This window comes from Bradyrhizobium sp. JYMT SZCCT0428, from assembly GCF_018131075.1.
Classification (GTDB): Bacteria; Pseudomonadota; Alphaproteobacteria; order Rhizobiales; family Xanthobacteraceae; genus Bradyrhizobium.
In genome coordinates, this window is the sequence record NZ_JAFCLS010000034.1 from 13,276 (window position 1) to 39,740 (window position 26,465).

Consider the following 26,465-nt stretch of genomic DNA (forward strand, 5'->3'; position numbering starts at 1 on the left):
GTTGCTAATTTTATCTACGCTGCGCGACAGCGGGCTCCGTATTCCTCGATCCCCATGTTCGCGACATTTTGAGGGACACATGGCCCGCCAGACGCGTTCTGCATCACTGGGAAATCGCACGCACCGCGCGCCATCGAGGCGACGGCCCTAAGCGGCACAAAGGGGCGATGTGCGTGGCTTTAAAACGGTCACTTGCATTTTGGGTGTCCCGGGCCCCGGCCTCGACGTATCGAGCGTAAGAGCCAGATGGGATGCGAATGTGCGGGGTCGGCTCGGATATCTGGTAACTCCCAATGTTCTGCTCTATGGGACTGGCGGTATTGCGTTCCAGAACTTCTCCAACTCCATAACCTGCGAAACCAGCTTTACCGATCCGCTTTGCGGACCAACGCCAATCCCCCTTCTTACAACGGCGACGAACAGCACCACCCGAACGGGCTGGACGGCCGGCGTCGGCATCGATGCGAAAATCTTCGCAAACTGGATGCTTCGTGCTGAGTATCGCTACTCGGACTTCGGAACGTGGAGCAATTCGCTGGTGCTGGTATCCCCCGGTGTTTCAGTTGTAACGGTAGCCACGGATTTGAAACTCAATACGCACATTGGAATGATAGGAATAGCGTACCGGTTTGGTGGCCCCGTCGTTGCAAGGTACTGAGCTCTCAAAGCGGCGGCGGCTTCTATGCCGTCCTTGTCTTTTACCGCAAGCGCGAAAGCTTTCCGACGACGGACGCCATTCTCGATGAGGGCCTCTGCAATACTCAGCGGGGCATAGCTCTGCACACCATTACTAGCAAGATTGCTCTGGTAAAACCTGCAAAAGTCAGGCGCTGAGATATCTTCTATTTTTGCTTGTTCTAATGCTGTTCTGTATCTAGTGCTTCCGTCTTTCGAAATGGTTTTCAGCACCTTGTCTCTGGCTTGCGCATACGCGTCACCCCACTCATATTTTTGTTTGCTGGGTGGACGGATGTATTTGGGTATTTTGATGCATGCAAACCCGGCTTTGATGAACGCATCGCGAATGATGCCGGAATCATCATCCAGGATGAATTGGCAGTAACCAATCGATCCAGGAAGCTGCTTTATGATATCGGCAATCGCACCGCGTTTCTCTTCATCACTTATGTGCTTGTCGAGAAAGACGAATGAGCTGAGGCGTCTCCAGTTATCTAAACTTGTGATCCTTGGAAAAATGCCCAGTACGTGTGTTTGGCAATATGGAAAGACGCATATCAGCTTGCCGGCTTTGTTGAATGCTTTGGCTACCCGGTGCTCCTTCCGGTACGCGATATCCACGAACCAGGGCTGGGAAAAGATCGATATCTCGTCCGGGTGCGCGCCCGCGATCCAATCGCGCTTGCTACTCTTCGGCACGAGCGGCGCCGCCAAAAGACGGCTCCTCCAATTTTCGAAATTCGCGATGTTCAATATCTTCCAGCGTTTAATCGTTCAATCTATCGGCACGCGCGGGAGCTTCCCCGACCGCCCGGTAGCCTGTTCAGAGTATTCGGGGGACGACGCCAAGCGTGAGTGCGCAGAAGGATTACCCAAGCCGGCAAGCCGCTCTGGCTAGCGGTGAACCGATCTCCATGCTGTCACGATCCGAGACTTCGCCCGTCGGTGACCGTGTCAGCATGAGGATGGTTAACGCCCGGCGATCCACGCATCTCGACCGCTGGCCCAAAAGGCAAACGAAAGAAAAAGGGCGGCCCTGCGGCCGCCCTTTTGTAACCCATACGGTCTGCGATCAATGCCCGGCGACAGGTCCAGCGCCGCGGAACCAGACATAGATGCAGATGAACAGGAACAGCCACACCACGTCGACGAAGTGCCAGTACCAGGCGGCGAATTCGAAGCCGAGATGCTGGGTCGGCGTGAAGTGTCCGGCATAGGCGCGGAACAGGCAGACCAGCAGGAACACGGTGCCGACAAGCACGTGGAAACCGTGGAAGCCGGTCGCCATGAAGAAGGTCGCGCCATACATGTTGCCGGAGAAGTGGAATGTGGCGTGGGCGTATTCATAGGCCTGCACGCAGGTGAACAACGCGCCGAGCACGACGGTGAGGATCAGGCCGTATTTCAGGCCCTTGCGATCGCCTTCCAGCAGCGCGTGATGCGCCCAGGTCACCGTGGTGCCCGAGGTCAGCAGCAGCAGCGTATTCAGGAGCGGCAGATGCCAGGGGTCGAAGGTCTCGATGCCCTTCGGCGGCCAGGTGCCCGGCACGCTGCAGGCGCCCGCGGCCGTGCCGGCGCCACAGCCGAACACCGCGTCGCGGGTGGCGTGGACGGCATCGGCCGGGAACAGCGCGGAATTGAAGAAGGCCCAGAACCAGGCGACGAAGAACATCACCTCGGAGGCGATGAACAGGATCATGCCGTAACGGTGGCTGATCTGCACCACGCGGGTGTGGTCGCCCTTGAACTGGGCTTCGCGGATCACGTCGCCCCACCAGCTCGCCATGGTGTAGAGCACGCCGATGGTGCCGGCGCCGAACACGATCGGCGCCGCCGCATACATATGGTGCATCCAGCCGATCGCACCGACGGCCATGATGAAGGCCGAGATCGAGCCGACGACCGGCCACGGGCTCGGATCGACGAGGTGGTAGTCGTGGTGCTTCGCGTGCGCCGTAGCCATTGCGGTCTCTCCGTTAGCGGTGCCGGATCCTTCGGCACATCGTCGTCTCAAAAATTCAAAGTCGGGAATTTCGAAAGGCCGAAATTCCCTGAGTTACAGGCTTCCCTTGCGCTTGTCCGGCTCGCCCGAAGCCACCGGCTTCGGCGCCGGATCGCGCACAGGATAGAAGGTGTAGGACAGCGTGATGGTGTTCAGCCCGTCATTCTCGCTGTCGGCGATCAGCGCCGGATCGACGTAGAACACGACCGGCATCTCGCGCTTCTCGCCCGGCGCCATGGTCTGTTCGGTGAAGCAGAAGCAGTTGATCTTCTGGAAATACGCGCCGACCGTCAGCGGGGTCACGTTGTACGCGGCCTGGCCGACCGTGGGCCGCGCCGCCTGGTTGGTCACATGATAAAATACGGTGACGACCTCGCCGATCCTGACCTCGATCTCGTTCTGCTCCGGCTCGAACTTCCAGGGCAGGCCGGCGCCGACATTGGCATCGAACCGCACCGAGATCTTGCGTGCCAGCGGGCCTTGCGACGGCGCCGAGGTGGCGACCTGGGTGGTGCCGTTGAAGCCGGTGGCGCGGCAGAACCAGTTATAGAAGGGAACGGCGGCATAGGCTGCGCCGACCATGAACACCACGACGAAACCGCAGATCGAGGCCACCATCGCATCGCGCGTCAGGCCGCGGCGCGAAGCCTTGCGGCTTGCCTCCGTTTCCCCTCGCGCGATCGGTTGGTTTGCCATCTCCACCTGCCTACATTTCCCAGATTACATGGGCCGAACTAGAACGGCCGGCCCCTTGACCATGGTGACGGCGAAAAACAACACGACGAGCACGACGAGCGCGAGCGCAATCGCGACCGACCGCTGGCGCCGGCTTCTTTTCTGCGCCTCGGTGAGGACGATTCCATCTGGCATTCGCTTGTCGTCCATTCCGGTCCCATGCGCCCCCTACCCGATCAAAGCCATGACGCCGCGCACGACAACCTCGAGCAGCAGCGTGGCGAACAGCGCGAACAGGTAAAGGATCGAGAAAGCAAACAGCCGCCGCGTCGCACGCAGCGCTTCGGTGCCCTCGCGGCGGCGGTAGACGTTGATCGCCAGCGCCATCATGCCGGCGCCGAGCACCAGCGAGGTGATGCCATAGATCGCGTCGAAATAGCCGAGCGGCCAGGGGGCGACGGCGATCGCGACCAGCACGACCGTATAGAGCAGGATCTGCAGCCGGGTCGCGTCGGGGCCGGCAACGACCGGCAGCATCGGGATGCCGGCGCGGGCGTAGTCGTCGCTGCGGAACAGCGCCAGCGCCCAGAAATGCGGCGGGGTCCAGAAGAAGATGATCAGGAACAGCAGCACCGGCTCCATCGACAGCGAGCCGGTCGCCGCGGCCCACGCCACCACAGGCGGCAGCGCGCCGGCGGCGCCGCCGATCACGATGTTCTGCGCGGTCCAGCGCTTCAGGAGCATGGTGTAGATCACGACGTAGAAGAAGATCGTGAACGCCAGGAGCCCGCCCGCGAGCCAGTTGACGAGGATGCCGAGCGTCATCACCGAGAAGAACGCCAGGATCAGCCCGAATGCGGTGGCTTCCTCGCGCGTGATGCGGCCGCGCGGAATCGGCCGGTTCGCGGTGCGCGACATCAACGCGTCGATATCGCCCTCATAGGCCATGTTCAGCGCACCGGAGGCGCCGGCGCCGACCGCGATGCAGAGGATGGAAGTGAACGCCAGGATCGGGTGGATATGCCCGGGCGCGATAACGAGGCCGACCAGCGCGGTGAAGATCACCAGCGACATCACCCGCGGCTTCAGCAGCGCGAGGTAGTCGCCGACCTCAGCCTCGGAAATCCGGGGCAACTCGATGGCGTTGTGATCGACGACCGACAAGATTGATCTCGCTTAGTTCTAGGCCGCGGCGCGCCCGAGAGAGCGCGCCGCGAATGATAAGGTTTATTGCACCCGCGGCAGCACTTCGAACTGGTGGAAGGGCGGCGGCGACGACAGCGTCCATTCCAGCGTGGTGGCGCCGGGGCCCCACGGATTGTCCGCCGCCTGCTCCTTCTTGATGAAGGCATCGACCACGCCATAGATGAAGATCAGCACGCCGAAGCCCGAGATGTAGGAGCCGAGCGAGGACACCAGGTTCCAGCCGGCGAACGCATCCGGATAGTCGATGTAGCGGCGCGGCATGCCTGACAGCCCGAGGAAGTGCTGCGGGAAGAACACCAGGTTGACGCCGATGAAGGTGACCCAGAAGTGCAGCTTGCCGATGGTTTCCGAGTACATGTAGCCGGACATCTTCGGGAACCAGTAGTACCAGCCGGCGAAGATCGCGAACACGGCGCCGAGCGACAGCACGTAGTGGAAGTGCGCGACGACGTAATAGGTTTCCTGCAGCACGCGGTCGACGCCGGCATTGGCCAGCACGACGCCGGTGACGCCACCGAGCGTGAACAGGAAGATGAAGCCGATCGCCCACAGCATCGGCGTCTTGAACTCGATCGAGCCGCCCCACATCGTGGCGATCCACGAGAAGATCTTCACGCCGGTCGGCACCGCGATCACCATGGTGGCGGCGACGAAATAGGCCTGCGTCGCGCTGGACATGCCGACCGTGTACATGTGGTGCGCCCACACCACGAAGCCGATGCCGCCGATCGCGACCATGGCGTAGGCCATACCGAGATAGCCGAACACAGGCTTGCGCGAGAAGGTCGAGACGATCTGGCTGACCATGCCGAAGCCAGGCAGGATCAGGATGTAGACTTCGGGATGGCCGAAGAACCAGAACAGATGCTGGAACAGCAGCGGGTCGCCGCCGCCGTCGGCGGAGAAGAAGGTGGTACCGAAATTGCGGTCGGTCAGCAGCATGGTGATCGCACCGGCCAGCACCGGCAGCGACAGCAGCAGCAGGAACACCGTCACCAGGATCGACCACACGAACAGCGGCATCTTGTGCAGGGTCATGCCCGGCGCGCGCATGTTGAAGATGGTGGTGATGAAGTTGATGGCGCCGAGGATCGACGAGGCGCCGGCCAGATGCAGCGACAGGATCGCGAAATCGACCGCCGGTCCCGGATGGCCCGAGGTCGACAGCGGCGCGTACATGGTCCAGCCCGCGCCGACGCCGTTGGCGCCCGGCTCACCCTCGACGAAGGTGGACATCAAGAGCAGCGCGAACGAGGCCGGCAGCAGCCAGAACGAGATGTTGTTCATGCGCGGGAACGCCATGTCGGGCGCACCGATCATCAGCGGCACGAACCAGTTGCCGAAGCCGCCGATCATCGCCGGCATCACCATGAAGAAGATCATGATCAGGCCGTGCGAGGTCACGAACACGTTGTAGGTATGGGCTTCGTGGAACAGCTGGACGCCGGGATACATCAGCTCGATGCGGATCGCGATCGACATTGCCGCGCCAATGACGCCGGCGATGACCGCGAACACCAGGTACATCGTGCCGATGTCCTTGTGGTTCGTCGAATAGACGAAGCGCCGCCATCCGGTCGGATGCGCGTGCGCGTGGTCATCATGGGCGTGATCGTGGTGTGTCGCTGCGCCTGTTGCCATGTTCAAATCCTGCCTTGCAGTCCCTTTTCGGACCTTGCGGTCCGTCGCCCTTGTCCCGTTGCGCTTGAAGCTGCCCGCTTACTGCGCCACCGCGCCACCAGCCGAAGCGTACGAATTCGCCGGGTTGGTCGCATATTTCTTCTTCGCAGTTTCCACCCAGGCCGCGAATTCCTGATCGCTCACGACCCGCACCGCGATCGGCATGAAGGCGTGATCCTTGCCGCACAGTTCGGAGCACTGGCCGTAGAACATCCCGGTCTTGGTGGCCTTGAACCAGGTCTCGTTCAGACGGCCGGGGATGGCGTCGATCTTGATGCCGAAGGCCGGCACCGCGAAGGCGTGGATGACGTCCGCACCGGTGGTCAGAACCTTGACCACCTTGTTGACCGGCACCACCATCTCATTGTCGACGCCGAGCAGCCGGGGCTTCTTGTCCGCCGCTATCAGCGAATCGAACTCGAACTTGCCGTGATCGGGATAGGCGTAGCTCCAGTACCACTGCTTGCCGGTCGCCTTGATGGTGAGATCGGCCTTCGGCACGTCGAGCTGCAGAAACAGCAGCCGGAACGACGGCACCGCGATCGCGACCAGAATCAGCACCGGGATCAGGGTCCAGGCCACTTCGATCAGGGTGTTGTGGGTGGTCTTGGAGGGAACCGGATTGGCCTTGGCGTTGAATTTCACGACAACCATGACCAGCAGCACCAGCACGAACAGCGTGATCACGGTGATGGTGCCGACCAGCCAGTTATGGAACCAGATGATGTAGTCCATGACCGGCGAGGCCGACTCCTGCAGGGTCCATTCCCACGGCGCTGGCTGCCCCAATTCGGCTGATGCCGTACCGCCGGCGACAAGGGCCACGCCCGCCACCGCAAATCCCAGCAACCGCCGGCCAATCTGGCCCTTCGACATCTTCATGCCGCTCGCGCTCCCTTGATAAATCCCCAAAGCATCCCCGCCGGATGGCCGGAAATGCCGCACGATCCGCCCCTACAAACAGCCCGCCGGAGGTGGCTTGGACGCACACCTCAAAAGTACCGGGGCCAGATCGCTAGAACGCTTCGAAATCCAGCCTCTCAAACCATAATTCGCAGGCTCTCGCAATGCAGTAGTGGGGACCAAGGCCATGCGTCACCGGCTAATCTCTGCATGTCAGGTTTTCCCGGTGAATCCAGCAAAATCCGCCTTTTTGTCCAGCCGCGCCGCTTGACAGCCGGATTACTGGATGTACGCAAAGGCAGGGTGCACCGCGGGGACCTGATTCGCCGCTGAAGCGCCCTACCCCGCTTGGCGTCAGGCTTGATATCGGGCTTGGGAATTGCTTCGAGATTTAGCGAAAGACCGCCTTCAAGGCGCCGTCATTACGTATCAGTCCGAGTAATCATTCAGAGGATCGACCCGGATGAGGCGTTCAAAACATCAGGCAGGACGCAAGCCAGGGCTAGGCCGCTGGCTGGGCGGACTGCTCGCCACCGCACTCCTTCTCGGCCTGACGGAGGCTGCCAGCGCCCAGGGCGCGGTGCGCTCGGTCCATGGCGACTGGCAGATCCGTTGCGACACCCCGCCGGGCGCCCAGGGCGAGCAATGCGCCCTGATCCAGAGCGTGGTAGCCGAGGACCGCTCCAACGCCGGCCTCACGGTGATCGTGCTGAAGACCGCCGACCAGAAGAGCAAACTGATGCGGGTGGTGGCCCCCTTGGGCGTGCTGCTGCCCTCCGGCCTCGGTTTGAAACTGGACAATCAGGACGTCGGGCGCGCCGGTTTTGTCCGCTGCCTGCCCAATGGCTGCGTTGCCGAAGTCGTGATGGACGAAAAGCTGCTCGGCCAGCTCCGCACCGCCAAGACCGCGACCTTTATTATCTTCGAGACCCCGGAAGAGGGCATCGGATTTCCGCTGAGCCTGAATGGGATCGGCGAGGGGTATGACAAGTTGCCGTGAGGCGCCGGCGCGCCTCAACGTCCGCTTCGCTTAGTTACGCGCCACGGGCACTTGCATAATAATCGAACAACCGGCGCGCCTCAGCCGAGAGCCAGTCGGCTTCACCCGTGATGTAGCCTTCGACTTGCCCGGTGACGCCGAGCAGGAAGGTGATCGGCATGCCGTAAAGCGCGAAGGGCGTGTCGACACCGTCGCTTGCGCCGGCGCGTCCCACCAGTCCGCCGAGATCGAAGCCGATCGTAAGATGGCGAAGCTTCAACTTCTTGGCGAACGGCGCGACCACGGATCGATCGCGATCGGTGGTGATGGCGACGACGGCGAGGTCGGCGCGACGGTCACCCGCGAGCTGATCCAGTATCGGCAGTTCCGTGCGGCAGGCCGCACACCAGGTCGCCCAGAAATTGACGAGCACCACCTTGCCGCGGAAGGACTGCAAATCGAGTGCGCCGCCGCCGAGACGCGGGATCGTGACCGGCGGGACCGGCCGTGCGCCGCGAACGAGGGTGAACTGATGCCGGGCCGTGGCGAATGGCGGCGGCCCGCCGGCCGCGGCGCGACCCACGGCCGGTAGCGCGAGCGAGGCGGCCGTGCCCATGATCCCCACGACAAAGGTGCGGCGGGTCGGGCCACGAGGCGACATCATGTCGGATACTCCGCTGTGCCGTTTTGAAACCAGATTCTGAATCCAAATATCACGATCGGATGTAGGACCAGCCGGCTTCCTGCAATTCGATGATGCGCCCGGGTCCGCTCGGCACGAGATCGACGCCATCGATCAATATGACAGGACGCCCCTCCTGGCGCTCCATGCCGAGCTTGGTGGCGTCGCACACCACGAAGCGGATATTCGAATTGACCGTCCTCAGGATGCGCAGCATGTCCTTTACCGGCGAAGTGTCGGCCCGCAGCATGTGAACGCCGGCGTTGTAGGCGACGACTTCGATCGTGAACGCCTCGTTCCGCTCCTGGTAGTATTTTGGAAGGTTGAGCGAGGTCGAGATCAGCGCCCGCATCGTGGTGGGATCATCGGTGTTGATCGGCAGCACCAGCCGATGCATCGCGACTGAAGCTGCCTTCGCCTGCGGCTTTGGGCTCGCCGCCTCCGATCCTGTCAACAACAGGGTCACGGTCAGCGGCACCACGAAGGCCAGGATGAGCCCTGCGGCAATCGTCAATTCACGGCGGGAAAGGCGCATGGCGGCGGCTTCACAAATGCTGTTCACAAATGCTTGGCAAGCGATGCGATCTGGTCGCGCTTCGCGTAGGCGACGATGGCGCTCAGTGCCAACAGCACCAGAGCAGGCACAGTCGAGCCGCCGATCACAAACAGATGCGTGACGGTCGCTCCGATCATAATGCAGATCAGCAGCACGGCGCCAAAGGCCGCCAGCGACGGCGCGAGGATCAGGAAAGCCCCGAGCAGTTCGAGCGCCCCGGTCAAATAGCGGAACCATTGACCAAGTCCGATGTGCTGAAATTCCTCAACCAGCATAGGCACGCCATAGAGCTTGGCCGCGCCTGCGCCTGCAAAAGCAAGGGCCAGCAATCCCCTGACGATCCAGAGACCGGCGGACTTCCAGCGCGGCGGCGCCAAGACAGCAGCAAGTGACATTGGTCGCTCCCGATATATTCCAGCGGTTCAGCGCCGTGGCCGACCCCCTCGAAGGCTTTTGGGACACAAAATTCGGGAGTAAGATGAAAAGCGCAAGTAGGATGCTTTTTGTGAGGTAGTATGAAAAAGATGACTATTGCAGAAAGCAAAGATATTGCCGCCCCGGAACCGTGCGAGCGCGGAGTGCTGGAGCAATTTCATCGCGCGCTGGGCGTTCTGGCCGGAAAATGGAAGGGCGAAATTCTCTGGCAACTGGTCCAGCGCAAGCACCGGTTCGGCGAATTGCGCCAATCGATCCCCGGCGTCACCCAGCACATGCTGACGACGCAGCTACGCGATCTCGAGGCCAATGGACTGGTGAAGCGCACGGTCTATCCCGAGGTGCCGCCGCGCGTCGAATATGAGATCACGCCCTCGGCGAGGGCCCCGCAACCGGTGTTCGATGAACTGTTTCGCTGGTCGCAGGAGCACGGCCTTCCGACCGCGGCGCAGCCCAAGGGTTCTTCTCCCGACAAAAAGGCGCAACCAAAGTAGATTCCCGTCATTGCGAGCTGAGTGATCTCGCTCACAGCCAGAGCAATGGTCATCCTGCAAAAGGCTTCCCCATCAACGCCGAGGGAAACCGCCATGACCAATAACCATACGTTCGAGGCCCGTGCAGACGCTGCGAAAGGCGAACTGACCGGGGAGCAACTCAACATCGTATCCGGCGGCAAATGGTTTGAAATCGTGCGCATCGAGCACGGTGTGAAGTCGCTGCGGGACGCGGCATCGGGATTGGCAACCGGGCGCCGCCAGCACCAACCCTGATCTGATTGAGCGTCGTCAGGTTTTCGCCATCAGGTTTTCGCCATCAGGTTTTTCTTGGCCCTGCCGCTAGAACAGCAGCCCCATCAAAATCAGGTTTTCGTAGCTGCCATCGACCAGGATGGCCTCGCGCTGCACGCCTTCGATCTCGAAGCCGACCTTCTTGTAGAGCGCGATCGCGTTCACGTTGTTTTCCCGGACCGTCAGTTCGACCCGCTGCAGCCCGAAGGCCCGTGCGGCGCCGAGCGCCTGCGCGATCAGGCGCTTGCCGATGCCCCGTCCCCGGAACTGCGGCAAAAGCCCCATGCCGAGAACGCCGTTATGGGCATAAATCGGCCTTGGCTTCGGGGTCACGTCGCACCAGCCGACGACTTCACCGCCCGACAGCGCGACAAATTGCGGATAACCCTGCTCGATAATGTCCAGAATGAACGCCCGCGTCGCTTCCAGCGGCGGGGCCTCCAGGAACGACAGGTAGCGCCGCTCCCGCGCCACGATATCGAGGGTGCGGTGGAAGCTGTCGATATGGCCTTGCGTTATCGGAACAATTTCGATCGTAGCCATCGTGCCTGCAACGTGTTGATCCAGCCCCTCGCGGAACTACGAGGAAACAACTATCTTGGTTGCACCCCTCCGACAACGGACTGAATGTAATGACCAACTCCCCCGCTACAACCTCCCTGATCGACCGCGCCAATCTCGACCGCGATTCCGTCCGCCGGGAGATCGCGCGCGGGCTCGAAGGCGCCGACGACGGCGAACTGTTCCTAGAATATGGCCAGACCGAAGCGCTGATGTTCGACAATGGAAGACTGAAGCAGGCGACCTACGACACTTCGCAGGGTTTTGGCCTGCGCGCGGTCAAGGACGACGCGGTCGGTTACGCGCATTCCTCCGACGTCTCGCTGCCGGCGCTGATCCGCGCTGCGGACGCGGTCGCAGCGGTCCGCGGCGGCTATTCCGGCAATTTTGCTGCCGCCCCCGCTCACACCAATGTGAGACTCTATGGCGACGACAATCCGCTGGATGCGCCGGGTTTTGAAGCCAAGGTGAAGCTGCTCGCCGAGATCGACGCCTATGTGCGCGACAAGGACCCGCGGGTGCGGCAGGTGACGGCCAGCCTTTCCGCCACCTGGCAGGTGGTGGAAATCCTGCGGCCCGACGGCGAGAGCTACCGCGACATACGTCCCCTGGTGCGGGTCAATGTTTCCGTGGTCGCCGGCCAGGGCGACCGCCAGGAAAGCGGCAGCAAGGGCTATGGCGGCCGCGAGGGCTATGCGCGCTTCATCGAGACCAAGGCCTGGCGCGATGCCGCCGACGGCGCGATCCGCGAAGCGCTGGTCAATCTGGAATCGGTTCCCGCCCCCGCCGGCGAAATGGACGTGGTGCTGGGGGCCGGCTGGCCCGGCGTCATGCTGCATGAAGCTGTTGGCCACGGGCTCGAGGGCGATTTCAACCGCAAGCAGACCTCGGCCTTCGCCGGCCTGATGGGCAAGCAAGTCGCCGCCAAGGGCGTCACCGTGGTCGATGACGGCACCATGGCCTCGCGGCGTGGCTCGCTGTCGATCGACGACGAGGGCACCCCGACCAACCGCACCGTGCTGATCGAGGACGGCATTCTGGTCGGCTACATGCAGGACCGCCAGAACGCCCGGCTGATGAACATGAAGCCGACCGGCAACGGACGGCGCCAGAGCTACGCCCATGTGCCGATGCCGCGCATGACAAACACCTACATGCTGTCGGGTGGGCGCGACCCCGCCGAAATCCTCGCTTCGGTAAAGAATGGCATCTACGCCGCGAATTTCGGCGGCGGCCAGGTCGACATCACCTCGGGCAAATATGTGTTCCAGTGCACCGAGGCCTACAAGATCGAGAACGGCAAGATCGGCGCGCCCCTGAAGGGCGCAATGCTGATCGGTAACGGCCCGACCGACCTGCATCGCATCACCATGGTCGGCAACGACCTCTCGCTCGATACCGGCATCGGCACCTGCGGCAAGAACGGCCAAGGCGTGCCGGTTGGCGTCGGCCAGCCGACGCTGCGGATGGAGCGCATTACGGTCGGAGGAACCGGCTAGTGACCAGCGAGAACGAAACCACGGTCGCAAAACCCGCGACAAAACCTGCAGGCTGGCGTGCGCAGGTCGCGCAACTCGCCGCCATCGTGATGGTGGTGTTCGTCGCCAAGGGCGCCTTGGCCGAGCCGTTCTACGTGCCATCAGGCTCGATGGAGCCGACGCTCCTGATCGGCGACGCGCTGCTGGCATCAAAATTCCCCTATGGCTACGGCGCGGCCTCGCTGCCAATCCAGATCACGCTGCCGGAAACCGGCCGGCTGTTCGGCGAGACGCCCAAGCGCGGCGACGTCGTCGTGTTCCGCTGGCCCGGCGACCGCTCGCAGGCCTGGGTCAAGCGCGTGGTCGGGTTGCCCGGCGACCGCATCCAGATGCGGCAGGGACAGCTCTTCATCAACGACCATGCTGCGACCTTGAAGCCGGATGGCGTGGGTGAAGCCGAAGACGACCGCGGCGGCAGCGAAAAGGCCTATCGCTATGTCGAGACGCTGCCGAACGGGGTCACGCATGCGATCTTCAAGATGCGCGACAACGGCCGGCTCGACAACACGCCAGAGGTAACGGTGCCGACGGGAAAACTGTTCGTGCTCGGCGACAACCGGGATAATTCCGCCGACAGCCGCGTCGCGGTGCGCGACGGCGGTGTCGGCCTGTTGCCGATCGACAATCTGATCGGCCGCGCCGACGCCGTGGTCGGCTCCTGGGATCTCGGCATCCGCAGCCAGCCGGTATGGACCTGGCTCTCCGGCTTTCGCATGGCGCGGTTTTTCACGTCGGTGCATTGAGAAAGCGTGACCTACGACGACGTCAGGACGTTCGCGCTGCTGTGGGACGAGGTCGAGGACGGCACATCCTACGGCACGCCGGCGCTGAAGGTGCGCAAGAAGCTGCTGGCGCGGCTCCGCGAAGACAATGATAGCCTCGTCATGTTCGGCGTCCCCTTCGACGAACGCGAGATGCTGATCGAAAGCCAGCCGAAGATTTTTTACTTCACCGACCACTACCGCGATTATCCGATCGTGCTGATGCATCTCTCGAAGGCCAGGCGCGCCGTCGTCGAGCCGCTGCTGCGCCGGCACTGGCGCACGCTGGCGTCGAAAAAGGCGGTGAAGGCGTACGACGAATCATAGATCATTCCCGTCATTGCGAGCGAAGCGAAGCAATGACGTGGAAAGAGCATCCATGACCCAAGACGAATTCCTCGACCTTGCGCTGCGCAATCCCGCCAATCAAATCATCGCTGAAAAACTGTTTGAACTGGCGCTGCCGGATGCCTGGATCGTGTCGGGATGCCTGGTGCAGACGGTGTGGAACGTGCTGACCGGGCGCGATGTCGATTACGGCATCAACGATTACGACGTGTTCTATTTCGATCCCGACACATCCTGGGCGGCCGAGGACGCCGTGATCCGCCGTCTGCACGGCGCGCCCGGCCATCTCGACGCCAGGGTCGAGGCGCGCAACCAGGCGCGCGTCCATCTCTGGTACGGCGAAAAGCATGGCCTGCCTTACCCGCCGCTGCGTTGCTCGACCGAGGGCATCGATCGCTTCCTGACGAAGAATACTCAGATCGGGATCCGCCGCACGCCTGATGGCTACGACGTCTATGCGCCCGATGGGTTCGACGATGCCGCCGGCCTGGTCGTGCGGCCCAATCCGGGCCCGAATTTTTCGCCCGAGAGTTATGCGGTGAAGGCGGCGCGATGGAAGAAGCTGTGGCCGGAGGTGACGGTGCTGGCGGTGGAGTAAAACTTCAGCCGTCGCCCCGGCCTTGAGCCGGGGCCCATACGCCGCGGCCGTCCTGATTCCGGGTAGTAGTCGACGACTTCCTTAACTCACGACGCCCTGTGGCTATGGGTCCCCCGATGCGCAATTGCGCATCTGCGAACGGCGCTCCCTGCGGTCGCTTGTCCGGGACGACGGAGGATAGAGCTACCGCACCACGCCGGACGTAAACCCGGCCTTGCGCCGCGGCGGCTTGATGTCTTTTTTCAGGAAGCAATGGCCTTCCGTGCCGGCATAGCCCGGCCGCGCATAGGTCCAGGCCCGGCATTTGTTGTCGGCGGTGCAGGCGGCCTTGCAGGCGTCGTCGCCGTCCTTGCTCTTGACGTCGAAATTCTTGTAGTCGCCGCCGAAGCGGTCGATCGAGGTTTCGATCGCGCTGTTCCTCGGCTCGACCACGCCGGCGCCGCGCACTCCGGAGACGCAGCAGCTGTCCTGGACGCGCGCCGGGACGTTGCTCTTGAGCCAGCACACCGCGCCGCTGGTCAGGTCGGTCGGATAGTTGAAGCTCCACGACCGGCAACGCTTGTCGCGTTCGCACACTAGCGCGCAGTCGGCCGGATCGCCTGAGATCACCGGCGAGCTCAGATAATCGCCGCCGGGGCGGTCGAAATTGGCCTGCGCCGCAGCCTGGCGCGCGGGTGCTGCCGCCGCCAAAAAGGCGAGCGTCACCAAACACGCCCTGAGCAGGCGGCCTATCCCCATGTGATTGCTTTCGAATGCGCGCGTTCCGAAGATTGCCATTGGAGCGGCATCAACCTGTACGGCGGATGAACGGCCCGGAGACGCGGCAACGAACCGAGCGTGATGATCTCATCACGCTCTATCCTTTTGTTTGCGCATGATCTTTACCGGAAAACCGGTACCCACCCCGCATCAAGCGCGGGGCATGCTTTTCCGGATCATGCGCTAGAAGGCGTATTCCTTGTAGGCCGGTTCCACGGAGCCGCCCCAGGCGCCGTTGAATTTCTCCACCATCTCTTCGGCCGGCGTGCGGCCGGATTCGAGGATCCGCTCCAAGGGCTCGAGGTGACGGCTTTCGTCACGGCCGAGGTGATCGATGCGGCCGCGCCGCCGCAAGCCGGCATGCGACAGCTTCACGCATTCCCGCGCGATTTCGAACAGGTAGCGGTCGCGGATCCGGGCCTTGAAGCCGAAGCGCGGCACGTCGTCGCGCAGCGCCTGGCGCTCCGCCGCCGTCCAGTACTTCACGAGATCCCATGCCGCGTCCAGCGTGGCGTCGTCGTACAACAGGCCGACCCAGAACGCCGGCAGCGCCGGCAGCCGTCCCCACGGCACGCCATCGGCGCCGCGCATTTCCAGATAACGTTTCAACCGTACTTCCGGGAAAATCGTCGAGAGATGATTGGCCCAATCCGACAGCGTCGGCCGCTCGCCGGGCAAGGAATTGTTCCTGCCGTCGAAGAAGGCGCGGAACGACGAGCCTGACACGTCGATATAGCTGTCGCCGCGCTTGACGAAATACATGGGAACGTCGAGCGCATAGTCGACCCAGCGCTCAAAACCCATGCCGTCCTCGAATGCCCACGGGATCATGCCGGAACGCGCGTTATCGGTATCGCGCCAGATTTCGGAACGGAACGACAGGAAGCCGTTGGCCTTGCCTTCGGTGAACGGCGAATTGGCGAACAGGGCGGTCGCGATCGGCTGCAGCGCCACCGATACCCGCAATTTCTTGACCATGTCGGCTTCGGAAGAGAAGTCGAGATTGGTCTGCACGGTACAGGTCCGGTACATCATATCGAGGCCGTATTGGCCGACCTTCGGCATGTAATTGGTCATGATCCCGTAGCGGCCCTTGGGCATCACGGGGATTTGCGACCGCGACCATGACGGCGTCATGCCGAGGCCGAGAAAGCCGATGCCGAGCGGCGTCGCGATCTCGCGCACCTGCGCCAGATGCGCCATCAATTCCGCCTGGGTCTGGTGCACGGTCTCGACCGGCGCGCCCGACAATTCGAACTGCCCGCCGGGCTCCAGCGAAATCGCGCCGCCGCCGGTGACGTCGTACAGCCCGATGATGTTGCCGCGCTCCATGATCGGCTCCCAGCCGAGCAGAAGCTGCATGCCCTCCAGCAGCGCGCCGATGCCGCGCGCGCCTTCATATGGCACGGGGTGATAGCCCTCGAGCGTGAACGGGGTCTTCTCGTGCTCGGTGCCGATGCGGAACTCCGACGGCGGCTTCACGCCGGCCGCCAGCCACGCCACGAGTTCGTCGCGCGATTGCAACGGCGTCATATCGATTTGGTCACGCGCCATAAAAAACCCGGATCTTTGGCGATTCGACCGAACGCGCCGTGTGGCAGGGAGCATTGCGGACAGCGTTGTCCGCAAAAACGATAAGATGAAGGCGTATCATCGGGCGGGAACGCCGTCTCGCACAGCGGTCGCCCTGACCTCGCTGCAGGAGCAGCCCAGCCGGTCGAGCAGACCGCAGAGCTTGATGGCATCGGTGTCGGACAGTTTGGAACCGACGTGTTTTTCGATCGCCGCGGAATAGGCGCTCCACATTTTCTTCTGCAGTTCGCGTCCCGTCTCGGTGATTTCGACGAACTGGCCGCGCTTGTCGATCTTGCATTCGCGCCGCGCCGCCAGCCCCTCGTCGACCAGACGGTCAATCAGGCGCGAGGTCGAGTATTGCGGGATCAGCATCTGCTTCTCCAGCTCCACGGGACGCATCTCGCCCGACGGCGCGCGCGACAGTTCCAGCAGCGCGTCATACCAGGCGAGCGGCGGAAAGCCTGCCTTCTTCAAATCCTGTTCGACGGCGTCGAGCACCCGGCTCTGCACCCGCATCAGGCGGATCCAGGCGTTGGTCGCCTCGGTCGATGGTTTGCGTTTCATGGTCTGGTCCGTATCCGTCACAGGGCCGTGTCTGTCACAGGTGAGTGTACCGCACTAAATGCAGCTGCATCAATCTTGACTATTAGATGCAGATGCATTTAGTCGTTCCGCGGCCATAAGCCAAGATTTCCAAAGCAAGATCTTCCAAAGGGAGAAAATCCAATGAAATTGTACTATTCGCCAGGCGCCTGCTCGCTGTCTCCCCATATCGCGCTTCTGGAGGCCGGCCTCCCCTACGATCTGGTCAAGGTCGACCTGCGCGCCAAGAAGCTGGAAAACGGCGACGACTATCTGACGGTCAATCCGAAGGGCCAGGTGCCCGCTCTGGCGCTCGACTCCGGCGAACTGGTCACCGAAGGCCCGGTCATCGTCCAGATGATCGCCGACAAAGCCGCCGACAAGAATCTCGCCCCCACCCGCGACCATGCCGATCGCTACAAGCTGCAGGCCTGGCTCACCTACATCAACAGTGAACTGCACAAGAACCTCGGCCCGCAGTTCGCCCCGGCGCTGTCAGACGATGCCAAGGCATTCTTCAAGGACCGTGTGATGGGCAAGTTCAGGTATGTCGACGGCGAGCTCGCCGGGAAAGACTACCTGATGGGCAAGCAGTTTTCAGTCGCCGACGGTTACATGTTCACGATGCTTTCATGGGCCGAACGGATGAAATGGGATCTCGCTGATCTGTCCAACCTGATGGCCTACAAGGCCCGCGTCGGCGCTCGCCCGAAGGTACAGGAGGCACTGACCAAGGAAGGCCTGCTGAAGGCGGCGTAAGCGGTTTTTATATCGGAAATAAGAAGAGGGCCGGATCGACGATCCGGCCCATTTTTGTTCGTTCGTCATTGCGAGCGAAGCGAAGCAATCCATCTATCCCCTTGCGGAAGCATGGATTGCTTCGTCGCAAACGCTCCTCGCAATGACGGGGCTTTTGCCGCAGCCGCTCCTACAGCGCGCGAAGCAATCAGTATCGCGCCGGACTGAACGCCGATGCGTCGGTAAATGTCGCCTCGCCGCTCATCATCTCGGCGAGCAGGCGGCCTGTGGTGGGGCCAAGGGTGTGGCCGTGATGACCATGCCCGAAATGCATCCACAGGCCTTTGTGCCTCGGTGCAGCTCCCACGACCGGCAGCATGTCGGGCATGCAGGGGCGGACCCCGCTCCAGGGTTCGGCCTCCACCGCGGTGCCGAGATCGACAAGCCGCCGCGCCGCCTGCTCAGCCCGTTCGAGCTGGCGCGACTGCGACGACCTTTCCGGTCCCATCAATTCGGCGCCCGACGTAATCCGCAATCCCTTCGCCATCGGCGCCATGGCGTATGCGAATTCCGGGTCGTGCAGCGGCAGATTGAGCCTGCCGCCGCCGGTGAAATGCCGATGGTAGCCACGCTTGCGCAGCATCGGAAAGCGATAGTCAAACTTTTGCAATAGATCGGGAGACCACGGACCCAGCGACACCACGGCCGCCTCGGCGTCGATCGGGCCATCATCCGACTGAACCGTCCAGCCGGCAGGACTCGGCGCCAACGTGGTCGCATCCCCGCCCACGAAGGTGCCGCCTGCGCGTGTGAACAGATCGGCATAGGCGGATACGAGCCCGCCCGGATCCGAGACCGTCCATGGGTCGCGCCAGTGAACAGCCCCCGCCCCGGTCTCGTTTAGCCCGGGTTCGGCAGCGGCAAGCTGTGCCGGGCTGATAATTTCCGATCGCACGCCGAATTCAGCCGCCAGCGTCTCGGCGACCAGCGCCACTTCATCCAGCGCAGCCTGGGTGCGGCGCAGGGAATGATAGCCGCTTCGCTGCACCAGATTGTCCGCGCCGGCTTCCCGGATCAGCACGTCATGCTCGCTTGTCGCCCGTGCGATGATCCGCGCGTAGGCCTGCGATATCTGCTGGTGCCGATCCGGAGCGGAATGCCACCAGTACCGCAGCAAAGGACCAAGATGCCGCGGCAGCCATTTTACGCGGTAATGGACATCGTTGGCGCGCCCTGTTGCGATCGCCGCCAGCGTCGCAAGATCGCGCGGCATCGGATAGGGCCGCACCGCTTCGGCCTGGATGAAGCCGGCGTTGCCGTAGCTGGTCTCGCGGCCGGGCTGATTGCGATCGAGCAGCACGACCGACCAGCCGCGGCGCTGTAACTGCAGCGCGGTTGCGACCCCGACCATTCCGGCGCCGAGAACGATAACACTTCGCATTGTTGCGATCACCTTTGCATGCGTCAGCGACCTGTCGCCAAGTCCTGCTTCAAAGTCCTGCTTCAACCAATCTACGAGCAGCTGCAACAGATCGCGACAGTGGAAAAGGCGCGGATGCCCTGCGCAGAATGGCGCTTGACGCCTTGTAGCCTATGGACTACAAAACAACCTCATGATCGAGGTGCGCCAGACTGACGAGTTTTCGGGCTGGCTGCGCCGCCTCCGGGATGCCAATGCCGTCGCACGCATTGCCGGCCGCATTCGTCGCATGGAGATGGGGAATCCCGGCGACAGCAGAAGCGTTGGTCAGGGCGTGCTGGAAATGCGCATCGACTATGGGCCGGGATACCGGGTCTACTATGTGCATCGCGGAGCAGAGATCGTGATCCTGCTATGTGGCGGCGACAAGCGCACCCAGCAACAGGATATCAAGAAAGCGCTGAGTTTGGCGGAGGCATTATAATGACCAAGACAACACGATTTGATGCCGCCGACTATCTCGACACTGAGGAGCGTCAGGTTGCCTACATTGCGGCGGCGCTCGAATCCGGTGACGCGGATTTCGTGCGTGACGCGCTTGGCCTTGTTGCGCGCGCTCGCGGCATGGCGGGGATTGCGAAGAAGGCCGGCCTGAATCGCGAAAGCCTCTACAAGGCGCTGGGGGAGACCGGAAATCCCGAGTTCGGCACCGTCATGCGCATCGTTCACGCCCTTGGTCTAACTCTTTCAGCTCGCTCGGCAGCGAGCGGACGGACGCCAAAGCCGCGCCGGGTTGCGTGAGCGCGCTCAAAACTCTATTCACAAAATAAGGGCCGGGTCGATGATCCGGCCTTTTTGTTCTTGCCCCGCGTTGGAGAAGCAAGGCGTGGATGGCCGGGTCAAGCCCGGCCATGACGTTGAGAGAGTTTGGTCTCTTACGCCGCCAGCTTCTTCGGCGGGAAGCGGCCATAGAACGTCTCGCCCTTGGCCGCCATGTCCTCCAGCAATTTCGGCGGCGTGAAGCGGGAGCCGTATTTGGCCTCGAGCTTGTGGCAGAGTTCGACGAACTTCCTGGTGCCCATGAAGTCGATATAGGACAGCGTGCCGCCGGTGAACGGCGCAAAGCCGAAGCCGAGGATCGAGCCGACGTCGGCCTCGCGCATGTCGGTGATCACGTGATCCTCCACCGTGCGCGCGGCTTCCACCGCCTGCACCACCAAGAAGCGCTGCTTCAGCTCTTCGATGTCGAGCGTGTCGGGGTCGAGCTTCTTCGGCTGCAGGTCGGCAAGTCCGGTCCACAGGCTCTTCTGGCCCTTGCCCTTCTCGGGATAGTCGTAAAAGCCCTTGCTGTTCTTGCGGCCGAGGCGGCCCTGCTTCTCGACCAGTTCCACCATCAGCTTCTTCTGATCCGGGTTGATGGAGTTCGGCCCGAGATCGGCCTCGGTCGCCTTCATCACCTTGAGCCCGAGGTCGAGCGCCACTTCATCGGACAGCGACAGCGGTCCGACCGGCATGCCGGCCATCTTGGCGCAGTTCTCGATCATCGCCGGCGGCACGCCTTCGAGGAACATCTCGTTGCCTTCGGCGATGTAACGGCCGACGCAGCGGTTGGCGTAGAAGCCTCTGGAGTCATTGACGACAATCGGCGTCTTGCCGATCAACCGCGTGTAATCGAGCGCAGTGGCAAGCGCGGCATCGCCGGTGTTCTTGCCGACGATGATCTCGACCAGCATCATCTTCTCGACCGGCGAGAAGAAGTGGATGCCGATGAACTTGCCCTGGTCCTTGAATTCCTCGGCCAGCGAGTTGATCGGCAGCGTCGAGGTGTTGGAGGCGAAGATCGCGCCATCCTTCAGGAGCGGCTGCGCCTTGGCGTAGGTTTCGGCCTTTACTTTCCGATCCTCGAACACGGCCTCGATGACGAGGTCGCAGTCTTTCAGCACGCCATAGTCGGCGGTGGCGCTGATGCGCGACATCACAGCGTCACGATCGCTTTCCTTGGCGCGGCCCTTCTTGATGAGGTCGTCGATCACGGTCTGGGCGTGGCCCATGCCCTTGTCGGCGCTGGCCTGATCGCGGTCGATCAAGACCACGTCGATACCGGCCCGCGCCGAGACATAGCCGACGCTGGCGCCCATGAAGCCGGCGCCGATCACCGCGAGCTTTTTCACCTTGGTCGGCGGCACGTTCTGCGGGCGGCGTGCGCCCTTGTTCAGTTCCTGCATCGACAGGAACAGGCTGCGGATCATCGCCGCGGCTTCGTTGGAGCGCAGGATCTGCGTGAAGTAGCGCGACTCGACGCGAAGCGCCGCATCGATCGGCAACTGCAGGCCTTCATAGACGCAGCTCATGATGGCGCGCGCCGCCGGGTAATTGTCGTAGGTCTCGCGGCGGTAGATCGCGTTGCCCGCCGGGAACATCTGCATGCCCGCCTTGGAGAACACCGGACCGCCGGGAAGCTTGAAGCCCTTCTCGTCCCAGGGCGCGACGGCCTTGCCGCCGCCCTTGATCCAGTCCTTCGCCGCCTTGATCATGTCGGCGGGCGGGACGATGGCGTGAATGAGGTTGAGCGCCTTGGCCCTGGCGAGGTTGATCGCCTCGCCCTTGAGCAGCAGCTGCATCGCATCGGCGGGCTGCACGATACGCGGCACGCGCTGGGTGCCGCCGGCGCCGGGGAACAGGCCGACCTTCACCTCGGGCAGGCCGAGCCGGGTCTTCGGGTTGTCGGCGGCGACGCGGTAGTGGCAGGCCAGCGTCAGTTCAAAACCGCCGCCGAGCGCGAGACCATTGATGGCGGCGACCCACGGCTTCCCTGAAATTTCGATGTTGCGATACACCTGTGAGAAGCGGCGGCTCTGGTCGAACAGCATCTGGTTGGCGGCCTCTTCGCCCTTGGCCTTGAGCAAATCGGCATATTGATGGGCCATGCCTTCGAGCATCGAGAGGTCAGCACCGGCGCACAGCGCTTCCTTGCCCGAGGTGATGACGACGCCCTTGACGGCGGCATCGGCGGTGGTCTGCTTGACGATCTCTTCGAGTTCGGTGGCCGAGGTTTCGTCGAGCACGTTCATCGAACGGCCGGGCGTGTCCCAGGTGACGAGCACGATGCCGTCGGCGTCGGTTTCCAGCTTGAAATTCTTGAAGGCCATGTTGGTCGCTCCTGATCTGCTTCCGTCGTCCTGAGGTGGCCTCGCCCTTGCGAGGCCCTCGAAGGATGACCTGATGAATTTATCAATCATCCTTCGAGGCTCGGGCTTCGCCCTCGCACCTCAGGATGACGTCGTCGCTTAGACCCGCTCGATGATGGTCGCGGTACCCATGCCGCCGCCGATGCACAGCGTCACCAGCGCGGTCGATTTGTTGGTGCGCTCGAGTTCATCGAGCACGGTGCCGAGGATCATCGCGCCGGTGGCACCGAGCGGATGGCCGAGCGCAATCGCGCCGCCATTGACGTTGATCTTGGAAGAGTCGATGTCGAAGGCCTGCATGTAGCGCAACACCACCGAGGCGAAGGCCTCGTTGAGTTCGAACAGGTCGATGTCCGACTTCTTCATGCCAGAGCGCTCGAACAGCTTTTCGGTGACGTCGACCGGGCCGGTCAGCATCATCGCGGGCTCGGAGCCGATATTGGCAAAGGCGCGGATCTTCGCACGCGCTTTGAGGCCGTGCTTGGCGCCGGCTTCCTTGCTGCCGAGCAGCACGGCGCCCGCGCCGTCGACGATGCCGGAGGAGTTGCCGGCGTGGTGCACGTAATTGATGCGCTCGACTTCGGGGTGCGACTGGATCGCGACCGCATCGAAGCCACCCATCTGGCCCATCGCCACGAAGGACGGCTGCAACTGGCCGAGCGACTGCATCGTCGTGGTCGGGCGCATATGCTCATCCTTGGCGAGGATGGTGAGGCCGTTGATGTCCTTCACCGGCACCACGGAGTTCTTGAAGCGGCCCTCTTCCCAGGCCTTCGCCGCGCGCTGCTGGCTCTGCACCGCGTAGGCGTCGACGTCATCGCGTGAAAAACCGTACTTGGTCGCGATCAGATCGGCCGAGACGCCCTGCGGCATGAAATAGGCCGGCACCGCCATCGAGGGATCCATCGGCCAGGCGCCGCCGGAGGCACCGATGCCGACGCGGCTCATGGATTCGGCGCCGCCGCCGATCACAAGCTCATGCTGACCGGCCATGACCTGGGCGGCAGCAAAATTCACGGCATCGAGACCGGAGGCACAGAAGCGGCTGATCTGCACGCCGGGGACGGCCTGGCCGAGGCCGGCCTTGAGCGCCGCAAAGCGCGCGATGTCGCTTCCGGCCTCGCCAACCGGATCGACCACGCCGAGCACGACGTCGTCGACGACGTCGACGGCGAGATTGTTGCGCTCTTTCAGCGCCTGCAGCGGCACGGTGGCGAGCGCCAGCGCGGTCACTTCATGCAGCGAGCCGTCGGCCTTGCCGCGGCCACGCGGGGTGCGAACGTGATCGTAGATATATGCCTCAGGCATGGTTTTCTCCCGTTTCGGTGCAGGCTCTGATCGAGCGAGACGAATTGCAGATCAGTCAGATCGTTAGGTCGTCATTGCGAGGAGCGAAGCGACGAAGCAATCCACACTTGCTTTGGTGCTCTATGGATTGCTTCGCTGCGCTCGCAAAGACGAAAAAGTCTTGTAGGGGTCAGAACGCTTCCGCCGCCAATTCCATGGTGGTCGCGCAGCCGGTCTGGATGCGCGCAAGGTGCACCGTCGTTTCCGGCAGCATCCGCTCCATGAAGAAGCGGCCGGTCACGAGCTTGGTGCTCAGATAGGGCGTGGCCCCGCCGGACGCAATCTTGTCCTGCGCCACCTTGGCCATCCGCGCCCACATATAGGCGAAGGTGACGAGGCCGAACAATTGCATGTAGTCGGTGGCGGCTGCGCCGGCATTGTCGGGCTTGGTCAGCGCGTTCTGCATCAGCCAGCCGGTGGCCTGCTGCAGATGGCCGAGCGCGGTCGAGAGCGGCGTCACGAACGGCTTCATCGCCTCGTCAGCGCCGTGTTCCTTGGCGAAGGCGCCGACCTCGCCGAAGAACGCCATCACGGCGCGGCCGCCGTCGCGCGGCAGTTTGCGGCCGACGAGATCGAGCGCCTGGATGCCGTTGGCGCCTTCATACAGCATGGCGATGCGCGCATCGCGCACGAACTGCTCCATGCCGTGTTCGGCGATGTAGCCATGGCCGCCATACATCTGCTGCGCCAGCACCGAATTGGAGAATCCGACATCGGTCATCACGCCCTTCATGACCGGCGTCATCAGGCCCATGTGGTCGTCGGCTTCCTGGCGATCCTTCGGGTCGCTTGAGCGATGGGCGACGTCGCTCTTCAGCGCGGTCCACACCACCATGGCGCGGGCCGCCTCGTTGAAGGCGCGGATCGTCAGCAGCACGCGGCGCACGTCGGGATGCACAATGATCGGATCGGCCGGCTTGTCCGGATCTTTGGCGCCGGTCAGCGACCGGCCCTGCAGGCGCTCCCGCGCATAATTGACCGCGTTCTGATAGGCGACCTCGGATTGCGCGAGGCCCTGCACCGCGACGCCGAGGCGGGCCTCGTTCATCATCACGAACATGCCCTGCATGCCCTTGTTCTCTTCGCCGATCAGCCACCCGGTAGCGCCATCGTAATTCATCACGCAGGTGGAATTGCCGTGGATGCCCATCTTGTGCTCGATCGAGCCGCAGGACACCCCGTTGCGCGCGCCGAGCGAACCATCGGCATTGACCAGCACCTTCGGCACCACGAACAGCGAGACACCCTTGATGCCCGCGGGCGCGCCTTCGATGCGCGCCAGCACCAGATGGATGATGTTGTCGGCGAGATCATGCTCGCCGGCCGAGATGAAGATCTTGGTGCCCGTGATCTTGTAGCTGCCGTCGGCCTGCTTGACCGCCTTGGTGCGGAGCAGACCGAGATCCGTGCCGCATTGCGGCTCGGTGAGGTTCATGGTGCCGGTCCACTCGCCGGCCACCATCTTCGGCACGAACATCTTCTTCTGTTCGGGCTTGCCGTGCACCATCAATGCCGCGGTCGCGCCCATGGTCAGGCCGCCATACATCGAGAACGCCATGTTGGCCGAGCTCTGGAATTCGGTGACGACCTGGCTGAGCGTGACCGGCAGCCCCTGCCCGCCATATTCTGATGGAGCCGACAGCCCGAGCCAACCGCCTTCGGCGACCTGCTTGAAGGCTTCCTTGAAACCTTTCGGCGTGGTGACGCGGCCGTCGTCGTGGCGGACGCAGCCTTCGAGGTCGCCGACCCGGTTCAGCGGCTGCAGCACTTCTTCGCTGAGCTTGGCGGCTTCGCCGAGGATCGCTTCGCGGACATCGGCTGAGGCGTCGGTAAAACCCGGGAGATTGTCATAGCGGTCGATCTGGAACACATCGTTGAGCAGAAACGTGACGTCTTCAACGGGGGCTTTGTAGGTCGGCATGGTGTTCTCCCGGCAGGGCAGAATGAATTGGCTGATTACGTTTCAGGTGAAAGTCGGCAGGCCAGCAGGCGCTTTATTTAAAGGTGGACCTTATCCGGTTCCGGACGACACGGCCTCACCCTTTTGCGAGTTGCGCGCCCATCAATTGATGCAGCAGGTTCATCGCCTTGAGCGGCCGCACCATCACCTTGAAGTGCGTGATCTTGCCGTCCGCGAAGGTGATGATGTCGACGCCGTTGATCACGATGCCGTCGATTTCTTTTTCGAATTCGAGCACGGCGCCATTGTCGCTGCGCCATTCGCCGACATATCTGAATCCCGGGCCGCCCAGCACTTTCTCGGCGCTCGACAGATATTTGAAGGTGATGTCACGCCCGCGCTGCGGGGTATGGACCACAGGACTCTCGAACACCGCATCGGGGTGCAGCAGATCCCACAGTGCCGCCTGGTCGTGCGACTTCATGTAGCCGTACCATTTGTCCAAGGCGGTTATGGCGGCAGTTGCGGTCATGATGCGTCTCCGATCGGCTCAAAACGGGTTCAGC

The 26,465-nt window shown here is 62.7% G+C and carries 30 protein-coding genes; 12 read left to right on the forward strand and 18 right to left on the reverse strand.

Annotation, left to right across the window (positions count from 1 at the left end):
* The first annotated feature begins 259 nt into the window (after positions 1 to 259).
* Both JQ575_RS46600 and JQ575_RS46605 read left to right on the forward strand, forming a co-directional pair.
* On the forward strand, positions 260 to 658 hold the full coding sequence (locus JQ575_RS46600) for an outer membrane beta-barrel protein (RefSeq protein ID WP_212036688.1): 399 nt from the start codon (positions 260 to 262) through the stop codon (positions 656 to 658).
* A 263-nt stretch (positions 659 to 921) separates the two neighbouring features.
* Positions 922 to 1,152, forward strand: coding sequence for a hypothetical protein (locus JQ575_RS46605; protein ID WP_212036689.1), 231 nt, complete (start codon positions 922 to 924; stop codon positions 1,150 to 1,152).
* Positions 1,153 to 1,750: 598 nt separating this feature from the next.
* On the opposite strand, the gene JQ575_RS29400 is transcribed toward JQ575_RS46605, so the two are convergent.
* From JQ575_RS29400 to coxB, 6 genes are all read right to left on the reverse strand, one after another.
* Positions 1,751 to 2,641: a cytochrome c oxidase subunit 3 gene (locus tag JQ575_RS29400; RefSeq protein ID WP_212036690.1), complete on the reverse strand. Its 891-nt coding sequence runs from the start codon at positions 2,639 to 2,641 to the stop codon at positions 1,751 to 1,753.
* A gap of 93 nt (positions 2,642 to 2,734) precedes the next feature.
* A complete protein-coding gene (locus JQ575_RS29405) occupies positions 2,735 to 3,376 on the reverse strand; it encodes a cytochrome c oxidase assembly protein (protein WP_212036691.1) in 642 nt (213 codons plus the stop codon).
* Positions 3,377 to 3,400: 24 nt separating this feature from the next.
* Positions 3,401 to 3,565 (reverse strand): CoxF protein, encoded by a 165-nt coding sequence (locus JQ575_RS29410; protein ID WP_212036692.1) that lies wholly within the window; start codon positions 3,563 to 3,565, stop codon positions 3,401 to 3,403.
* 18 nt (positions 3,566 to 3,583) lie between these two features.
* Entirely contained in the window at positions 3,584 to 4,519 is a 936-nt protein-coding gene (locus tag JQ575_RS29415) for a heme o synthase (protein ID WP_212036693.1), read from the reverse strand.
* Between the two features lie 63 nt (positions 4,520 to 4,582).
* The gene (ctaD, locus tag JQ575_RS29420) at positions 4,583 to 6,202 is read right to left on the reverse strand and encodes a cytochrome c oxidase subunit I (RefSeq protein ID WP_212036694.1); all 1,620 of its coding nucleotides are present in this window, start codon (positions 6,200 to 6,202) and stop codon (positions 4,583 to 4,585) included.
* A 78-nt stretch (positions 6,203 to 6,280) separates the two neighbouring features.
* Positions 6,281 to 7,123, reverse strand: coding sequence for a cytochrome c oxidase subunit II (gene coxB / locus JQ575_RS29425; RefSeq protein WP_212036695.1), 843 nt, complete (start codon positions 7,121 to 7,123; stop codon positions 6,281 to 6,283).
* 484 nt (positions 7,124 to 7,607) lie between these two features.
* On the opposite strand from coxB, the gene JQ575_RS29430 reads away from it, so the two are divergent.
* Positions 7,608 to 8,144: an invasion associated locus B family protein gene (locus JQ575_RS29430; RefSeq protein WP_249166964.1), complete on the forward strand. Its 537-nt coding sequence runs from the start codon at positions 7,608 to 7,610 to the stop codon at positions 8,142 to 8,144.
* A gap of 34 nt (positions 8,145 to 8,178) precedes the next feature.
* Here the strand turns inward: JQ575_RS29430 and JQ575_RS29435 are convergent, their stop codons facing one another.
* The 3 genes from JQ575_RS29435 to JQ575_RS29445 are packed head-to-tail and all read right to left on the reverse strand — an operon-like array spanning position 8,179 to position 9,756.
* On the reverse strand, positions 8,179 to 8,787 hold the full coding sequence (locus tag JQ575_RS29435) for a TlpA disulfide reductase family protein (protein WP_212036696.1): 609 nt from the start codon (positions 8,785 to 8,787) through the stop codon (positions 8,179 to 8,181).
* Positions 8,788 to 8,836: 49 nt separating this feature from the next.
* Entirely contained in the window at positions 8,837 to 9,340 is a 504-nt protein-coding gene (locus JQ575_RS29440) for a DsrE family protein (RefSeq protein WP_212036697.1), read from the reverse strand.
* A gap of 23 nt (positions 9,341 to 9,363) precedes the next feature.
* Positions 9,364 to 9,756, reverse strand: a complete 393-nt coding sequence (locus JQ575_RS29445; protein WP_212036698.1) for a DoxX family protein — start codon at positions 9,754 to 9,756, stop codon at positions 9,364 to 9,366.
* Positions 9,757 to 9,885: 129 nt separating this feature from the next.
* Between JQ575_RS29445 and JQ575_RS29450 the strand changes: the two genes are divergently transcribed.
* Together JQ575_RS29450 and JQ575_RS29455 are read left to right on the forward strand one after the other, a co-directional pair.
* On the forward strand, positions 9,886 to 10,290 hold the full coding sequence (locus JQ575_RS29450; protein WP_212036762.1) for a helix-turn-helix domain-containing protein: 405 nt from the start codon (positions 9,886 to 9,888) through the stop codon (positions 10,288 to 10,290).
* Between the two features lie 93 nt (positions 10,291 to 10,383).
* Positions 10,384 to 10,566 (forward strand): hypothetical protein, encoded by a 183-nt coding sequence (locus JQ575_RS29455; protein ID WP_212036699.1) that lies wholly within the window; start codon positions 10,384 to 10,386, stop codon positions 10,564 to 10,566.
* A gap of 66 nt (positions 10,567 to 10,632) precedes the next feature.
* Here the strand turns inward: JQ575_RS29455 and JQ575_RS29460 are convergent, their stop codons facing one another.
* Positions 10,633 to 11,127 carry a GNAT family N-acetyltransferase gene (locus JQ575_RS29460; RefSeq protein WP_212036700.1) on the reverse strand — a complete coding sequence of 165 codons (495 nt, stop codon included), beginning with the start codon at positions 11,125 to 11,127 and terminating at the stop codon, positions 10,633 to 10,635.
* A gap of 89 nt (positions 11,128 to 11,216) precedes the next feature.
* Between JQ575_RS29460 and tldD the strand changes: the two genes are divergently transcribed.
* Genes tldD through JQ575_RS29480 form a run of 4 tightly spaced genes read left to right on the forward strand, consistent with a single transcriptional unit; the run spans position 11,217 to position 14,390 of the window.
* Positions 11,217 to 12,644 carry a metalloprotease TldD gene (tldD, locus tag JQ575_RS29465; protein ID WP_212036701.1) on the forward strand — a complete coding sequence of 476 codons (1,428 nt, stop codon included), beginning with the start codon at positions 11,217 to 11,219 and terminating at the stop codon, positions 12,642 to 12,644.
* Entirely contained in the window at positions 12,644 to 13,426 is a 783-nt protein-coding gene (gene lepB / locus JQ575_RS29470) for a signal peptidase I (protein WP_312016044.1), read from the forward strand. Before tldD ends, lepB begins: the two co-directional genes overlap by 1 nt.
* Before the next feature lie 6 nt (positions 13,427 to 13,432).
* Positions 13,433 to 13,771: an MmcQ/YjbR family DNA-binding protein gene (locus JQ575_RS29475; protein ID WP_212036702.1), complete on the forward strand. Its 339-nt coding sequence runs from the start codon at positions 13,433 to 13,435 to the stop codon at positions 13,769 to 13,771.
* A gap of 52 nt (positions 13,772 to 13,823) precedes the next feature.
* The gene (locus JQ575_RS29480; RefSeq protein ID WP_212036703.1) at positions 13,824 to 14,390 is read left to right on the forward strand and encodes a nucleotidyltransferase family protein; all 567 of its coding nucleotides are present in this window, start codon (positions 13,824 to 13,826) and stop codon (positions 14,388 to 14,390) included.
* A 183-nt stretch (positions 14,391 to 14,573) separates the two neighbouring features.
* Here the strand turns inward: JQ575_RS29480 and JQ575_RS29485 are convergent, their stop codons facing one another.
* The 3 genes from JQ575_RS29485 to JQ575_RS29495 all read right to left on the reverse strand — a co-directional run bounded on the left by JQ575_RS29485 (position 14,574) and on the right by JQ575_RS29495 (position 17,288).
* Entirely contained in the window at positions 14,574 to 15,128 is a 555-nt protein-coding gene (locus JQ575_RS29485; RefSeq protein ID WP_212036763.1) for a PAN domain-containing protein, read from the reverse strand.
* 204 nt (positions 15,129 to 15,332) lie between these two features.
* Positions 15,333 to 16,703: a glutamate--cysteine ligase gene (locus JQ575_RS29490; protein WP_212036704.1), complete on the reverse strand. Its 1,371-nt coding sequence runs from the start codon at positions 16,701 to 16,703 to the stop codon at positions 15,333 to 15,335.
* 96 nt (positions 16,704 to 16,799) lie between these two features.
* Positions 16,800 to 17,288, reverse strand: coding sequence for a MarR family winged helix-turn-helix transcriptional regulator (locus tag JQ575_RS29495; protein WP_212036705.1), 489 nt, complete (start codon positions 17,286 to 17,288; stop codon positions 16,800 to 16,802).
* 162 nt (positions 17,289 to 17,450) lie between these two features.
* Between JQ575_RS29495 and gstA the strand changes: the two genes are divergently transcribed.
* A complete protein-coding gene (gene gstA, locus JQ575_RS29500; RefSeq protein ID WP_212036706.1) occupies positions 17,451 to 18,065 on the forward strand; it encodes a glutathione transferase GstA in 615 nt (204 codons plus the stop codon).
* A 187-nt stretch (positions 18,066 to 18,252) separates the two neighbouring features.
* Here gstA and JQ575_RS29505 read toward each other — a convergent pair whose 3' ends face one another.
* Positions 18,253 to 19,485, reverse strand: coding sequence for an FAD-binding oxidoreductase (locus JQ575_RS29505; protein WP_212036707.1), 1,233 nt, complete (start codon positions 19,483 to 19,485; stop codon positions 18,253 to 18,255).
* Positions 19,486 to 19,657: 172 nt separating this feature from the next.
* Between JQ575_RS29505 and JQ575_RS29510 the strand changes: the two genes are divergently transcribed.
* A complete protein-coding gene (locus JQ575_RS29510) occupies positions 19,658 to 19,948 on the forward strand; it encodes a type II toxin-antitoxin system RelE/ParE family toxin (RefSeq protein ID WP_212036708.1) in 291 nt (96 codons plus the stop codon).
* Positions 19,948 to 20,265, forward strand: a complete 318-nt coding sequence (locus JQ575_RS29515) for an addiction module antidote protein (RefSeq protein WP_212036709.1) — start codon at positions 19,948 to 19,950, stop codon at positions 20,263 to 20,265. The genes JQ575_RS29510 and JQ575_RS29515 overlap by 1 nt, the downstream gene beginning before the upstream one ends.
* Positions 20,266 to 20,399: 134 nt before the next feature.
* On the opposite strand, the gene JQ575_RS29520 is transcribed toward JQ575_RS29515, so the two are convergent.
* The 4 genes from JQ575_RS29520 to JQ575_RS29535 form a co-directional block, all read right to left on the reverse strand.
* Complete coding sequence (locus JQ575_RS29520; protein WP_212036710.1) at positions 20,400 to 22,613, reverse strand: 3-hydroxyacyl-CoA dehydrogenase NAD-binding domain-containing protein; 2,214 nt, start codon at positions 22,611 to 22,613, stop codon at positions 20,400 to 20,402.
* Between the two features lie 138 nt (positions 22,614 to 22,751).
* A complete protein-coding gene (locus tag JQ575_RS29525) occupies positions 22,752 to 23,960 on the reverse strand; it encodes an acetyl-CoA C-acetyltransferase (RefSeq protein WP_212036711.1) in 1,209 nt (402 codons plus the stop codon).
* A gap of 169 nt (positions 23,961 to 24,129) precedes the next feature.
* Entirely contained in the window at positions 24,130 to 25,920 is a 1,791-nt protein-coding gene (locus JQ575_RS29530) for an acyl-CoA dehydrogenase C-terminal domain-containing protein (protein ID WP_212036712.1), read from the reverse strand.
* 115 nt (positions 25,921 to 26,035) lie between these two features.
* On the reverse strand, positions 26,036 to 26,431 hold the full coding sequence (locus JQ575_RS29535) for a nuclear transport factor 2 family protein (protein WP_212036713.1): 396 nt from the start codon (positions 26,429 to 26,431) through the stop codon (positions 26,036 to 26,038).
* Positions 26,432 to 26,465 lie beyond the last annotated feature (34 nt).